General features: G+C 54.7%; 7 protein-coding genes, 2 tRNA genes and 3 rRNA genes. All 12 read left to right on the forward strand.

Features of this window, described 5'->3' with window-relative positions; all coding sequences use genetic code 11:
- Positions 1-251: 251 nt before the first annotated feature.
- The 12 genes from NLK58_RS17600 to NLK58_RS17655 all read left to right on the forward strand — a co-directional run bounded on the left by NLK58_RS17600 (position 252) and on the right by NLK58_RS17655 (position 13,478).
- Entirely contained in the window at positions 252-1,970 is a 1,719-nt protein-coding gene (locus NLK58_RS17600; protein ID WP_117619597.1) for an acetolactate synthase 3 large subunit, read from the forward strand.
- A gap of 2 nt (positions 1,971-1,972) precedes the next feature.
- Positions 1,973-2,464, forward strand: a complete 492-nt coding sequence (gene ilvN, locus NLK58_RS17605; RefSeq protein ID WP_048497877.1) for an acetolactate synthase small subunit — start codon at positions 1,973-1,975, stop codon at positions 2,462-2,464.
- Positions 2,465-2,528: 64 nt separating this feature from the next.
- Positions 2,529-3,545 carry a ketol-acid reductoisomerase gene (gene ilvC / locus NLK58_RS17610; protein ID WP_117619598.1) on the forward strand — a complete coding sequence of 339 codons (1,017 nt, stop codon included), beginning with the start codon at positions 2,529-2,531 and terminating at the stop codon, positions 3,543-3,545.
- An 88-nt stretch (positions 3,546-3,633) separates the two neighbouring features.
- Positions 3,634-4,452, forward strand: a complete 819-nt coding sequence (pssA, locus tag NLK58_RS17615) for a CDP-diacylglycerol--serine O-phosphatidyltransferase (RefSeq protein WP_117619599.1) — start codon at positions 3,634-3,636, stop codon at positions 4,450-4,452.
- Positions 4,453-4,556: 104 nt separating this feature from the next.
- Complete coding sequence (gene msrP, locus NLK58_RS17620; protein WP_117619600.1) at positions 4,557-5,531, forward strand: protein-methionine-sulfoxide reductase catalytic subunit MsrP; 975 nt, start codon at positions 4,557-4,559, stop codon at positions 5,529-5,531.
- Positions 5,531-6,154, forward strand: a complete 624-nt coding sequence (locus NLK58_RS17625; RefSeq protein ID WP_117619601.1) for a sulfite oxidase heme-binding subunit YedZ — start codon at positions 5,531-5,533, stop codon at positions 6,152-6,154. The genes msrP and NLK58_RS17625 overlap by 1 nt, the downstream gene beginning before the upstream one ends.
- 420 nt (positions 6,155-6,574) lie before the next feature.
- Positions 6,575-8,110 (forward strand): 16S ribosomal RNA (locus NLK58_RS17630).
- An 88-nt stretch (positions 8,111-8,198) separates the two neighbouring features.
- Positions 8,199-8,275: transfer RNA gene (locus NLK58_RS17635), tRNA-Ile, on the forward strand.
- 270 nt (positions 8,276-8,545) lie between these two features.
- Positions 8,546-8,621, forward strand: a tRNA-Ala gene (locus NLK58_RS17640).
- 324 nt (positions 8,622-8,945) lie between these two features.
- A 23S ribosomal RNA gene (locus tag NLK58_RS17645) occupies positions 8,946-11,836 on the forward strand.
- A gap of 101 nt (positions 11,837-11,937) precedes the next feature.
- Positions 11,938-12,052: ribosomal RNA gene (gene rrf / locus NLK58_RS17650) — 5S ribosomal RNA — on the forward strand.
- Together the 16S, 23S and 5S rRNA genes with 2 tRNA genes alongside form the textbook arrangement of a ribosomal RNA operon.
- Positions 12,053-12,485: 433 nt before the next feature.
- Positions 12,486-13,478 carry a sensor domain-containing diguanylate cyclase gene (locus NLK58_RS17655; protein WP_162893764.1) on the forward strand — a complete coding sequence of 331 codons (993 nt, stop codon included), beginning with the start codon at positions 12,486-12,488 and terminating at the stop codon, positions 13,476-13,478.
- The last annotated feature ends 56 nt before the right edge of the window (positions 13,479-13,534 follow it).

Below are 13,534 nucleotides of genomic sequence, written 5' to 3' on the forward strand. Positions count from 1 at the left end.
CGAGCGAGTATCCCCCGTTAATCACCACACTGAACGCGCCGCGCATTGGTCGCGGGATGGTTGTTGCTTACGTGCAACCCGTTGATTGGCCGTTCTCCGCAACCCTCAGGAGGGCGGCTGGCCAGGAGACAACCTCTTTTTAAGGTGTGGAGGAGCAGCCGGTTCCGCTTTCAAAAGAAGCATGGAGACCGTGAATCCAGGCAACCGGGATGAATCCCGGCTCATTCACTCGTAGAAGAGGGTAGAAAATCGTGGAGTTATTGTCTGGCGCCGATATGCTGATCCGGTCCCTTAAAGATGAAGGTATCGAGTACATATATGGCTATCCGGGTGGTGCGGCCCTTCATATTTATGATGCGCTGTTCAGGCAGGACGAAGTCAAACATATTCTGGTAAGGCACGAGCAGGCGGCGGTCCATATGGCCGACGGTTATGCGCGGGCGACCGGAAAACCGGGTACTGTCCTGGTGACCTCGGGTCCTGGAGCCACCAACACCATTACCGGCATTGCTACCGCATTCATGGACTCCATCCCTATGGTGGTTCTGTGCGGCCAGGTTGCGTCAACCCTCATTGGAGAAGACGCCTTCCAGGAAACCGATATGATGGGTGTTTCCCGCCCGGTGGTTAAGCACAACTTCAGCGTTCGTCATCCCGAGGAAATTCCGGAAATTATCCGCAAGGCGTATTACATCGCGGCGACCGGTCGCCCCGGGCCGGTTGTTGTGGATATACCCAAGGATATGACCACGCCGAACGAGCGTTATGAGTATGCTTACCCCAAGAAGGTCAAGCTGCGCTCGTACAATCCCGCCATCCGCGGCCATGCCGGCCAGATCAAGAAAGCCGTCGACATGATGCTCGCTGCCAAGCGCCCGATCATCTACGCGGGCGGTGGGGTCATTCTTGGCAAGGCCTCGGATCAGCTAACTGAACTTGTCCGGATGCTGGGCTATCCGATCACCAATACGCTGATGGGCATTGGCTGTTACCCAGCCAGCGATAAACAACATCTTGGCTGGCTTGGCATGCACGGCACTTACGAAGCCAATATGGCCATGCACCATTCGGATCTGATTCTCTGTGTTGGGGCCCGCTTTGATGACCGTGTCACCAATGCCACCGAGAAGTTCTGTCCGGGTGCGCGCATTATCCACGTTGACATAGACCCGGCTTCCATCTCCAAAACCGTTGATGCTGATGTGCCAATCGTCGGCCCGGTGGATGCGGTGCTCAGGGAAATGCTGTCGCTGGTCAAGGAAAGCAAGGAAAAGCCGGATGCCGAGGCGATTGCTTCCTGGTGGAAGCAGATTGATGAGTGGCGGGCCTTCCATGGCATGCGTTATGAGACCAGCCCGGATGTGATCAAGCCCCAGGAAGTGATTGAAATGCTGTGTCGCCTGACCAACGGCGAGGCCTTTGTCACTTCCGACGTCGGCCAGCATCAGATGTTTGCCGCCCAGTACTACAAGTTCGACAAGCCCAATCGCTGGATCAATTCCGGTGGCCTGGGCACCATGGGCTTCGGCTTGCCCGCGGCCATGGGTGTCAAACTGACCCATCCGGACGACGAAGTACTCTGCATCACGGGTGAAGGCAGTATCCAGATGAACATCCAGGAGCTGTCGACTTGCAAGCAGTACAATCTGCCGGTCAAGATCATCAACCTGAACAACCAGGCCTTGGGCATGGTTAAGCAGTGGCAGGATATGAACTACGAGTCCCGCCACTCCCAGTCGTACATGGAGTCCCTGCCGGACTTCATCAAGCTGGCGGAGGCCTATGGCCACGTCGGGGTCCGGATCGACAAGAAGGAAGACCTGGAAACCAAGCTGAAGGAAGTGCTGGCCATGAAGGACAAGCTGGTGTTCGTGGATATCTATGTGGACCGGTTTGAGCATGTGTATCCGATGCAGGTTGCCCGTGGCGCCATGAAGGACATGTGGCTCAGCAAGACGGAGAGGGTGTGATCATGCGTCGAATCATTTCTGTTTTGCTTGAAAACGAACCGGGCGCACTGTCACGGGTAGTAGGCCTGTTTTCCCAGCGTAACTACAATATCGAAAGCCTGACTGTGGCGCCGACCGAGGACGAGACCCTGTCCCGTCTGACGGTGACAACTACCGGTTCGGACAAGGTTATCGAGCAGATTACCAAGCAGTTGAACAAGCTGATCGAGGTAGTAAAGCTGGTCGATCTGACCGAGGGCGCCCACATCGAGCGTGAACTGATGCTGGTGAAGCTGAAAGCGACCGGTTCCCAGCGTGCCGAGATAAAGCGTACGGTGGACATCTTCCGCGGCCAGATCGTGGATGTGACCAGCTCGGTTTACACCGTTCAGCTGGCAGGCGACAGCGAAAAGCTCGATGGTTTTATCCAGGCCATTGGCACCTCGGGTGTGCTGGAAGTGGTGCGTACCGGTGTATCCGGTATTGCCCGTGGCGAAAAGGTGCTCAGCCTTTAACAATTTCAAACAGAGTTTGAACATCATGGCCTTCCGGGGCCATCACAAATAACAGAGGTTTCTCATGCAGGTTTATTACGATAAGGATTGCGATCTTTCCATCATCCAGGGCAAGAAAGTTGCCGTCATCGGTTTCGGTTCGCAGGGCCACGCCCACGCGTGCAACCTGAAGGAATCCGGCGTTGATGTCACCGTTGGTCTGCGCCCGGGCTCTTCCTCCATCGCCAAGGCGGAAGCCTACGGCCTGAAGACCAGCGACGTTCCCTCTGCCGTTGCGGCAGCCGACGTTGTTATGGTTCTGACTCCTGACGAGTTCCAGGCTCAGCTGTACCAGGCTGAAATCGAGCCGAACCTGAAGCAGGGCGCAACCCTGGCCTTCGCTCATGGCTTTGCCATTCACTACAACCAGATCGTTCCACGCAAGGATCTGGATGTCATCATGGTTGCCCCGAAAGCCCCGGGCCACACGGTCCGTACCGAGTTCACCCGTGGTGGCGGTATCCCAGACCTGATCGCCATCTTCCAGGACTCTTCCGGCAACGCCAAGAACCTGGCCCTTTCCTATGCCAGCGGTATCGGTGGCGGTCGTACCGGCATTATCGAAACCACCTTCAAGGACGAGACTGAAACCGATCTGTTCGGTGAGCAGGCAGTTCTGTGCGGTGGTACTGTCGAGCTGGTCAAAGCGGCTTTTGAAACGCTTGTGGATGGCGGTTACGAGCCGGAAATGGCTTATTTCGAGTGTCTGCACGAGCTGAAGCTGATCGTTGATCTGATGTACGAAGGCGGCATCGCCAATATGAACTACTCCATCTCCAATAACGCGGAGTATGGTGAGTATGTGACTGGCCCGGAGATCATCAACGAGCAGTCCCGCGAGGCCATGCGCAACGCACTGAAGCGCATCCAGAGCGGTGAGTACGCCAAGATGTTCATCTCCGAAGGTGCGCTGAACTACCCGTCCATGACGGCGCGTCGTCGCCAGAACGCTGCTCACGAAATCGAGATTGTGGGTGAGAAACTGCGCGGCATGATGCCGTGGATCTCCGCGAACAAGATCGTGGATAAGGACAAAAACTAAGCGGAATTCCGCCTGGTTTGAAAAACGCGGCCCGGGTGGCCGCGTTTTTCGTATATAATCCGCTCAAACGCTTTCCGGAGTAATGGGAATGACTGAAGAAAGAACATCTGCTGACGACATGCAGAATCCAGACTATGAAGTTGAAGCCGGAGAAGTTGTTGAGGAAGAGCTTGTTGGAGGTGCGCCGGTTCGGCGTAAAGGTATCTACCTTCTTCCCAATGCGCTGACGACGGCCTCCCTGTTTTCTGGTTTTTACGCCATTGTTTCTGCCGCAAACGGCGTCTTTGATAACGCCGCCATTGCCATTTTTGTTTCGATGATCCTGGATGGTCTGGACGGTCGCGTGGCCCGGATGACCAACACTCAGAGCAAGTTTGGTGAGGAATACGACAGTCTCGCCGACATGGTGGCCTTTGGTGTTGCACCGGGTCTCGTTGCCTTTTTCTGGTCACTGAACAGTTTTGACAAGGTTGGCTGGGCTATTACCTTCATATACGTCGCTGGCGCCGCGCTGCGTCTGGCCCGTTTCAATACCCAGATCGGTTCTGTCGACAAGAAATTTTTCGTTGGCCTGCCAAGCCCGGCAGCTGCCGCTTGCGTCGCCGGGCTGGTCTGGTGTTTCCATCTCTTCGAACCGGCCACCTGGCTCACGTTGCTGACCATGGTCGTGGTGGGTGGTACCGGAGTTCTGATGGTCAGCAATATTCTGTATCGCAGTTTCAAGGATCTGGATCTGCGTGGCCGGGTGCCCTTCGCAGCGATTCTTCTTGTTGTGCTTATATTTGTGGTGATTGCGCTAGACCCTGCAACCGTACTCTTTACCGGGTTCCTTATCTACGCGTTGTCCGGTCCCATTCGTGCCCTGTTCCGCGGAAAACCCCGGAAAACCCTGGGCGCCACCGACTAAAATGCGGTTCCCCCCCCCCGGTCTTTCTCACGGAAGCCCGGGGAATTTTAGCCGCAGTCTCCGGTCAACGCCTTACTTGGCTGACGCCCTGACGGAGACTTTTCATGTTTATCAAGAAGCGCCCATCCTGGGCTTTGCCCCACTTCGCAATAACGCCCGAGTCCGTCTATCTGAATCGAAGACAGTTCATGTCCGGCACCGTTGCCATGGCCGCCGGGCTTTCCATGCCCGGGCTTTTATCTGCCGCAGAGTTACCGGTTCAGGGTGAAACCCTGGATTTCATCTCAATGCCCCGCTACTCCACGAATGAAAAGAAGACGCCATTCGAAGATGTGGCCCGTTACAATAATTTCTATGAATTTGGAACGGGGAAGGATGATCCTGCCAAATATGCCGACGAAATGACGGTCGATCCCTGGTCGGTGGTTGTTGAGGGAGAGTGTGAGCGGCCAGGTGAGTACGCGCTTGAGGAGCTGCTCAAGCCTTACGAGTATCAGGAGCGTGTTTACCGTCTCCGTTGTGTTGAGGCGTGGTCCATGGTGATACCCTGGATTGGTGTGCCGCTGGCGGACATCCTCAAGCGATTGCGGCCCACCTCCCGCGCGAAGTATGTGTACTTCGAAACTCTGTACGATCCGGGCCAGATGCGCGGGCAGCGCTCCCTCTTCAGCACCATCGACTGGCCTTACCAGGAAGGGTTGCGGATGGATGAGGCCATGAACGAACTGAGCTTTCTGGCAGTCGGGCTTTATGGTAAGGCTCTGCCTAAACAGAATGGCGCGCCAATTCGACTGGTTGTCCCCTGGAAGTACGGTTTCAAAAGCATCAAGTCCATCGTAAAGATCCGGTTCCAGGAGGAGCGGCCAAAAACGACCTGGGAAATGATTGCGCCACAGGAATACGGCTTTTACGCCAACGTGAACCCCGCGGTTGATCATCCCAGGTGGAGCCAGAAGAAGGAAAGGAGGCTTCCCTCCGGGCTGTTTTCTCCCAACTGGGTGGAAACGGTCAGATTTAACGGCTATGGCGAGCAGGTCGCCCATCTCTATAAAGGCATGGATCTGCGGAAGTACTATTAATGCTCATTTCCCGCTGGGTCGGACACCCCCGATTTCTGCTGGCTTTCCGGTTTTTGGCCGCCTTGCTGGCCAGTGCGCCCCTTCTGTTTCTGATCACCGGTATCGCAGCGCAATCTCTCGGGCCAGACCCGGGCCAGGAAGTAACCGAGTCTCTGGGGCTGGCGGCCTTTCAGCTACTCATAGCCACGCTATGTATGACGCCGCTCAAGCGCTGGACCGGCTGGGGCGGCTGGATCCGGATTCGGCGCATGCTGGGATTGTTCGCGTTTTTTTACGCAACGCTTCATGTTCTGGCGTTTCTGCAGTTTATTCTTGGTTGGACTGACTTGTGGGCAACTTTTACCAAACGGCCTTACATCGTAGCGGGCGCCTTGTCTTTCCTGATGCTGGTTCCTCTTGCTCTGACATCAACCAGGGGAATGATGAGGCGACTGGGCAAGAACTGGATGCAGCTGCACAAACTGGCTTATCCGAGTGTTGTTGTCGCCTGGGTTCATTTTATCTGGCAGGCTCGCAGCGATGTGGGGGAGATGGTGTTTTATGGTCTGGCCATACTGGTGCTTCTTGCGGTTCGCTGGAAGTGGGCGGGCTCGCGGGGAATGATTCCGTTTGCCAGGGGCTGATTTCTGTTTGTTTATTCGGCAGGTTGATCAGTGGCTGATCGATAGGGTAGGTGGAAACCGAAACGGCTAACAATTAATTCAAAAACCTCGTTGACAGTTTTCCTGACGTCTGTAGAATGCGCACCACTTCTGAGGGACAAGCCACTTACGGCAACCTCCCGAAAGATAGCAACTGTTTGAAAGTATTCGAAAATTTGATATTTAAATTGTTCGAAATAAACGGTTGACAGGGTGGCGGAACGATGTAGAATACGCCTCCTTGATTGAGCCACGGCTCAACCGCTCTTTAAAAAGTTAACCAAGTAATTCGTGTGGGCGCTGGCCGAGGTATTTCGGAGATGAAATATCAGGACAGTGACTCGTCGAAATTGAGTTTTGTCTTGAGCAAGAATAGAGGATCTTCGGATTCTTGTATGATTTAAACTGAAGAGTTTGATCATGGCTCAGATTGAACGCTGGCGGCAGGCTTAACACATGCAAGTCGAGCGGTAACAGGTCCTTCGGGATGCTGACGAGCGGCGGACGGGTGAGTAATGCTTAGGAATCTGCCTGGTAGTGGGGGATAGCCCGGGGAAACCCGGATTAATACCGCGTACGCCCTTCGGGGGAAAGCAGGGGATCTTCGGACCTTGCGCTATCAGATGAGCCTAAGCCGGATTAGCTAGTTGGTGGGGTAAAGGCCCACCAAGGCGACGATCCGTAGCTGGTCTGAGAGGATGATCAGCCACATCGGGACTGAGACACGGCCCGAACTCCTACGGGAGGCAGCAGTGGGGAATATTGGACAATGGGGGCAACCCTGATCCAGCCATGCCGCGTGTGTGAAGAAGGCTTTCGGGTTGTAAAGCACTTTCAGTGAGGAGGAAGGCCTTAAGGTTAATACCCTTGAGGATTGACGTTACTCACAGAAGAAGCACCGGCTAACTCCGTGCCAGCAGCCGCGGTAATACGGAGGGTGCAAGCGTTAATCGGAATTACTGGGCGTAAAGCGCGCGTAGGTGGTTTGATAAGCGAGATGTGAAAGCCCCGGGCTTAACCTGGGAACGGCATTTCGAACTGTCAGGCTAGAGTGTGGTAGAGGGGTGTGGAATTTCCTGTGTAGCGGTGAAATGCGTAGATATAGGAAGGAACACCAGTGGCGAAGGCGGCACCCTGGACCAACACTGACACTGAGGTGCGAAAGCGTGGGGAGCAAACAGGATTAGATACCCTGGTAGTCCACGCCGTAAACGATGTCAACTAGCCGTTGGGACTCTTGAAGTCTTAGTGGCGCAGCTAACGCACTAAGTTGACCGCCTGGGGAGTACGGCCGCAAGGTTAAAACTCAAATGAATTGACGGGGGCCCGCACAAGCGGTGGAGCATGTGGTTTAATTCGACGCAACGCGAAGAACCTTACCTGGCCTTGACATGCTGAGAACTTTCCAGAGATGGATTGGTGCCTTCGGGAACTCAGACACAGGTGCTGCATGGCCGTCGTCAGCTCGTGTCGTGAGATGTTGGGTTAAGTCCCGTAACGAGCGCAACCCCTATCCCTAGTTGCTAGCAGTTTGGCTGAGAACTCTAGGGAGACTGCCGGTGACAAACCGGAGGAAGGTGGGGATGACGTCAGGTCATCATGGCCCTTACGGCCAGGGCTACACACGTGCTACAATGGCGCGCACAGAGGGCTGCAAACCCGCGAGGGGGAGCCAATCTCACAAAACGCGTCGTAGTCCGGATCGCAGTCTGCAACTCGACTGCGTGAAGTCGGAATCGCTAGTAATCGTGAATCAGAATGTCACGGTGAATACGTTCCCGGGCCTTGTACACACCGCCCGTCACACCATGGGAGTGGATTGCACCAGAAGTGGTTAGTCTAACCTTCGGGAGGACGATCACCACGGTGTGGTTCATGACTGGGGTGAAGTCGTAACAAGGTAGCCGTAGGGGAACCTGCGGCTGGATCACCTCCTTAAACGAAGCCGAAGGCTTCGGTCAGAGTCCACACGAATTACTTGGTTGGCTAATAAAGAGAGCAAAGGGTCTTACAGGCCCGTACCTTTGGGTCTGTAGCTCAGTTGGTTAGAGCGCACCCCTGATAAGGGTGAGGTCGGTGGTTCAAATCCACCCAGACCCACCAAAATTGCGTTATCCGTCGTTATCGCCGGGCTCACGTGCTACTCGCACGCTACACCCGCCGATGCCTAGGCTAACCCAATTTTCGGAGCATGCCTTGGAGTTGCGGGGCACGCCGGTTGGGTAACCCGAAGTGAGTGACGAACGCGGATGCGCCGGACAGGTTTTGTCAATCTAGGCGCAGCTTGAATGAGTAAAGGAGTGACCCTCGATGGGTCATGACGGATGCGAATGAAGGCTGCAACGACGAGTGACAGAAGCTGGACAAGTAGACGGGGCTATAGCTCAGCTGGGAGAGCGCCTGCCTTGCACGCAGGAGGTCGGCAGTTCGATCCTGCCTAGCTCCACCAAATTTACTGACCAACGCGAGTTGGCAGTGTACAGAAACAAGTTTTTCAGTTTGATGACCGAGTTAAGGGTTATGGCTGAAGGCCTTCTTTCTGATCACTGGGTCAGATTTGCTCTTTAACAAATTGGACGAGATAGAACACGAAGACGTTTTCTCATTATCTCCGAGAAAACGTGTTCAATGTGATAGCGATTTCAAGCGTTATCCGGTGTTGTCGTTGAAGTGGTTGTTATATTGCTTCAAGTGACTGTCTCGAAACAGGGTTCTTTGTCAGGCTTGCCTGGTAAGGGATGTTGATTCGTGAACAGTTGTCTTGGGGTTATATAGTCAAGCAACTAAGCGCATACGGTGGATGCCTTGGCAGTCAGAGGCGATGAAAGACGTGGAAGCCTGCGATAAGGCTCGGGGAGCTGGCAAACAAGCTGTGATCCGGGCATCTCTGAATGGGGAAACCCACCGACTTTCGGGTCGGTACCGTACAGTGAATACATAGCTGTGCGGGGCGAACCGGGGGAACTGAAACATCTAAGTACCCCGAGGAAAAGAAATCAACCGAGATTCCCTCAGTAGCGGCGAGCGAACGGGGACCAGCCCTTAAGCTGGACGACGGGTAGGAGAAGGCTCTGGAAAGGGCCGCCATAGTGGGTGATAGCCCCGTATCCGAAACCTAAGTTCAGTGAAATCGAGTAGGACGGGACACGTGATATCCTGTCTGAACATGGGGGGACCATCCTCCAAGGCTAAATACTCCTGACTGACCGATAGTGAACCAGTACCGTGAGGGAAAGGCGAAAAGAACCCCTGTGAGGGGAGTGAAATAGATCCTGAAACCGTATGCGTACAAGCAGTCGGAGCGGACGTGTTCCGTGACGGCGTACCTTTTGTATAATGGGTCAGCGACTTATGTTCAGTGGCGAGGTTAACCGTTTAGGGGAGCCGTAGGGAAACCGAGTCTGAATAGGGCGATTTAGTCGCTGGGCATAGACCCGAAACCGGGCGATCTATCCATGAGCAGGTTGAAGGTTGAGTAACATCAACTGGAGGACCGAACCCACTGTCGTTGAAAAGCCAGGGGATGACTTGTGGATCGGAGTGAAAGGCTAATCAAGCCCGGAGATAGCTGGTTCTCCCCGAAAGCTATTTAGGTAGCGCCTCGGACGAATACCACAGGGGTAGAGCACTGTTTCGGCTAGGGGTCATCCCGACTTACCAACCCGATGCAAACTCCGAATACCTGTGAGTACTATCCGGGAGACACACGGTGGGTGCTAACGTCCATCGTGAAGAGGGAAACAACCCAGACCGCCAGCTAAGGTCCCCAAGTACCAGTTAAGTGGGAAACGATGTGGGAAGGCTCAGACAGCTAGGAGGTTGGCTTAGAAGCAGCCATCCTTTAAAGAAAGCGTAATAGCTCACTAGTCGAGTCGGCCTGCGCGGAAGATGTAACGGGGCTCAAACTGGTCACCGAAGCTGCGGCTGTGCACGCAAGTGCACGGGGTAGGGGAGCGTTCTGTAAGCCTGCGAAGGTGTGTTGAGAAGCATGCTGGAGGTATCAGAAGTGCGAATGCTGACATGAGTAACGACAATGGGGGTGAAAAACCCCCACGCCGGAAGACCAAGGGTTCCTGCGCAACGCTAATCGGCGCAGGGTGAGTCGGCCCCTAAGGCGAGACCGAAAGGTGTAGTCGATGGGAAACGGGTTAATATTCCCGTACCTTGGATAGCTGCGATGGAGAGACGGAGAAGGCTAGGTGAGCCGGGCGACGGTTGTCCCGGTTTAAGCGAGTAGGGAGTGGACTTAGGCAAATCCGGGTCCACAATCTCGAGACGCGACGACGACTGCTCATAGAGCGGGAAGTCATTGATGCCCTGCTTCCAGGAAAATCTTCTAAGCTTCAGGCTATTCGGGACCGTACCCCAAACCGACACAGGTGGTCAGGTAGAGAATACCAAGGCGCTTGAGAGAACTCGGGTAAAGGAACTAGGCAAAATGGTGCCGTAACTTCGGGAGAAGGCACGCCGGTATTACGTGAAGCCCCTGCGGGTGGAGCGGACGCCGGTCGAAGATACCAGGCCCCTGCGACTGTTTATTAAAAACACAGCACTGTGCAAACACGAAAGTGGACGTATACGGTGTGACGCCTGCCCGGTGCCGGAAGGTTAATTGATGGGGTTAGCGCTTGCGCGAAGCTCTTGATCGAAGCCCCGGTAAACGGCGGCCGTAACTATAACGGTCCTAAGGTAGCGAAATTCCTTGTCGGGTAAGTTCCGACCTGCACGAATGGCGTAACGATGGGGGCGCTGTCTCTACCCGAGACTCAGTGAAATTGAAATCGCCGTGAAGATGCGGTGTATCCGCGGCTAGACGGAAAGACCCCGTGAACCTTTACTATAGCTTCACAGTGAACTTTGAGCATGTTTGTGTAGGATAGCTGGGAGGCTTTGAAGTGGGAACGCCAGTTCTCATGGAGCCAACCTTGAAATACCAGCCTGACCTGTTTGAGGTTCTAACTTGGTCCCCTGATCGGGGATGAGGACACTGTGTGGTGGGTAGTTTGACTGGGGCGGTCTCCTCCCAAAGCGTAACGGAGGAGCACAAAGGTGGGCTAAGCATGGTCGGACATCATGCGGTTAGTGTAATGGCACAAGCCCGCTTAACTGCGAGACAGACACGTCGAGCAGGTACGAAAGTAGGTCATAGTGATCCGGTGGTTCTGTATGGAAGGGCCATCGCTCAACGGATAAAAGGTACTCCGGGGATAACAGGCTGATACCGCCCAAGAGTTCACATCGACGGCGGTGTTTGGCACCTCGATGTCGGCTCATCACATCCTGGGGCTGAAGCCGGTCCCAAGGGTATGGCTGTTCGCCATTTAAAGTGGTACGCGAGCTGGGTTTAGAACGTCGTGAGACAGTTCGGTCCCTATCTGCCGTGGACGTTGGAGATTTGAGGAAAGCTGCTCCTAGTACGAGAGGACCGGAGTGGACGAACCTCTGGTGTTCGGGTTGTCACGCCAGTGGCATTGCCCGGTAGCTATGTTCGGACAGGATAACCGCTGAAAGCATCTAAGCGGGAAGCCCCTTCCAAGATGAGATCTCCCTGGCCCCTCGAGGGCCCTGAAGAGCCGTTCAAGACCAGGACGTTGATAGGTCGGGTGTGTAAGCGCTGCGAGGCGTTGAGCTAACCGATACTAATTGCTCGTGCGGCTTGACTATATAACACCCAAGACAATTGCGGGTAACGCAAACCGAAATCGATTATCACTCAGAAAACACCCTGAACGTTCCATCTCGTCCCCCAGTGATCAACCGTTTTGCCTGACGACCATAGCGGTCTGGAACCACCTGATCCCATCCCGAACTCAGAAGTGAAACAGACCAGCGCCGATGGTAGTGTGGCGTTGCCCATGTGAGAGTAGGTCATCGTCAGGCTCCTAATATAAACAAGCCCCGACAGCAATAGCTGCCGGGGCTTTTTTGTTTTGGATCGAGGCCCTGCTGTGCACTACAACGGCCCCCATGTGACAAGGCGTGCCACGCACGCCGCAGGCCTGAGCAATGTAGGTCATCGTCAGGCTCCTAATACAAAACCCCAGTACCGCAAGGTGCTGGGGTTTTTTATTAGCTGCGAGACAGTGGTGGCCGAAGGCACGGAGTCAGCCAAGGCACTTTTAGATAGAGCTTCTTGAGCAGTCGCATGCCCTCATCGTGATCTGCGCTGTCTCTTCGCCCCAGAGTTTCGGGTAGGCCCGGGAAACCCGGGGACACAAAGCGTTACGCGCCATTTGCTATCGTATACTATATAGTTTGGGAGGAGTCTTGATTAAGATTCTGGCCACTTTTTATCCTGAAGGGCATGCTGTCAATGCCATGCAGTCCGAAGAAAGGTCCTGGCGGTATCGACTGTGAAGCAGGCGGTATTAGTGCCGGCCTGTCAGAGAAAACTCTCAGGCTGCTGCTCGAGGCCATGGAAATTACCGCAGACGGGATTGGCATCTTTGACCCGGACGACCGTCTCATCTTCTCCAACAGCGCCAACGCCGCATTATTTGGCTTAACGCCGCAGCAGGCCCAGGGTAAAACCTTTGAAGAGCTGGTGCGCCACTGCTATCGAGAGCATGTCGGGATAAATATTGAAACTGACGACATTGAACAGTGGCTGGCCATGGCCCACCAAAAGCGCCGTCGCCATCGCTACCGTTCCTTTCAAACAGATATGTTGGATGGACGCTGGGTGCAGCTTACCGAGCAGCTTACCGAAGGCGGCGAGATGTTCACTTTCTTTACAGATATCACCGAGCAGAAACGTATAGAGCGCAAGTTGGAGAGACTCACAGCCAAGCTGAGCACGCAGGCCAATACCGATGATCTCACCGGCATTAATAACCGCCGCAACTTTCTGCGCCTTGCCCAGCAGGAAGTGAGCCGCTGTCGCCGCGCAGGCAGGGACTGTGCCCTGTTGGTGATCGATGTGGACTTTTTCAAGCTGGTAAATGATGAGTATGGTCATCAGGTCGGCGATTGTGTGCTGTGTAACATCACTGCGGCTCTCAGCAAGGAATTGCGGGAATACGACGTATTGGGCCGGTTGGGTGGGGAGGAATTTGCGGCCCTGATTCCGGAAAATGGTACAGTGCAGGCGCTTGAGGTGGCCGAGCGGTTGCGAAAAGCCGTGGTTTCCATCGATCATGGTGAAGTTTGCGACGGGCTCCGGCCGACAATCTCGGTAGGGCTTGCGGTCAGCGAGGGCGCCGGGATCGCCTTGGACTGGTTGATTTCCCGGGCGGACCAGGCCCTCTACCGGGCCAAGAATGCCGGGCGTAACTGCTGCGTCCTCTGGAGCGATGCAGGCAACTGACCTGAACAGAGTGATATACTCCCGTTAATTCCTATTCTTTGGTGTTCCTGACAGAG

The sequence above is a fragment of the Marinobacter metalliresistant genome (assembly GCF_038098645.1).
In the GTDB taxonomy this organism is placed as follows: domain Bacteria; phylum Pseudomonadota; class Gammaproteobacteria; order Pseudomonadales; family Oleiphilaceae; genus Marinobacter; species Marinobacter metalliresistant.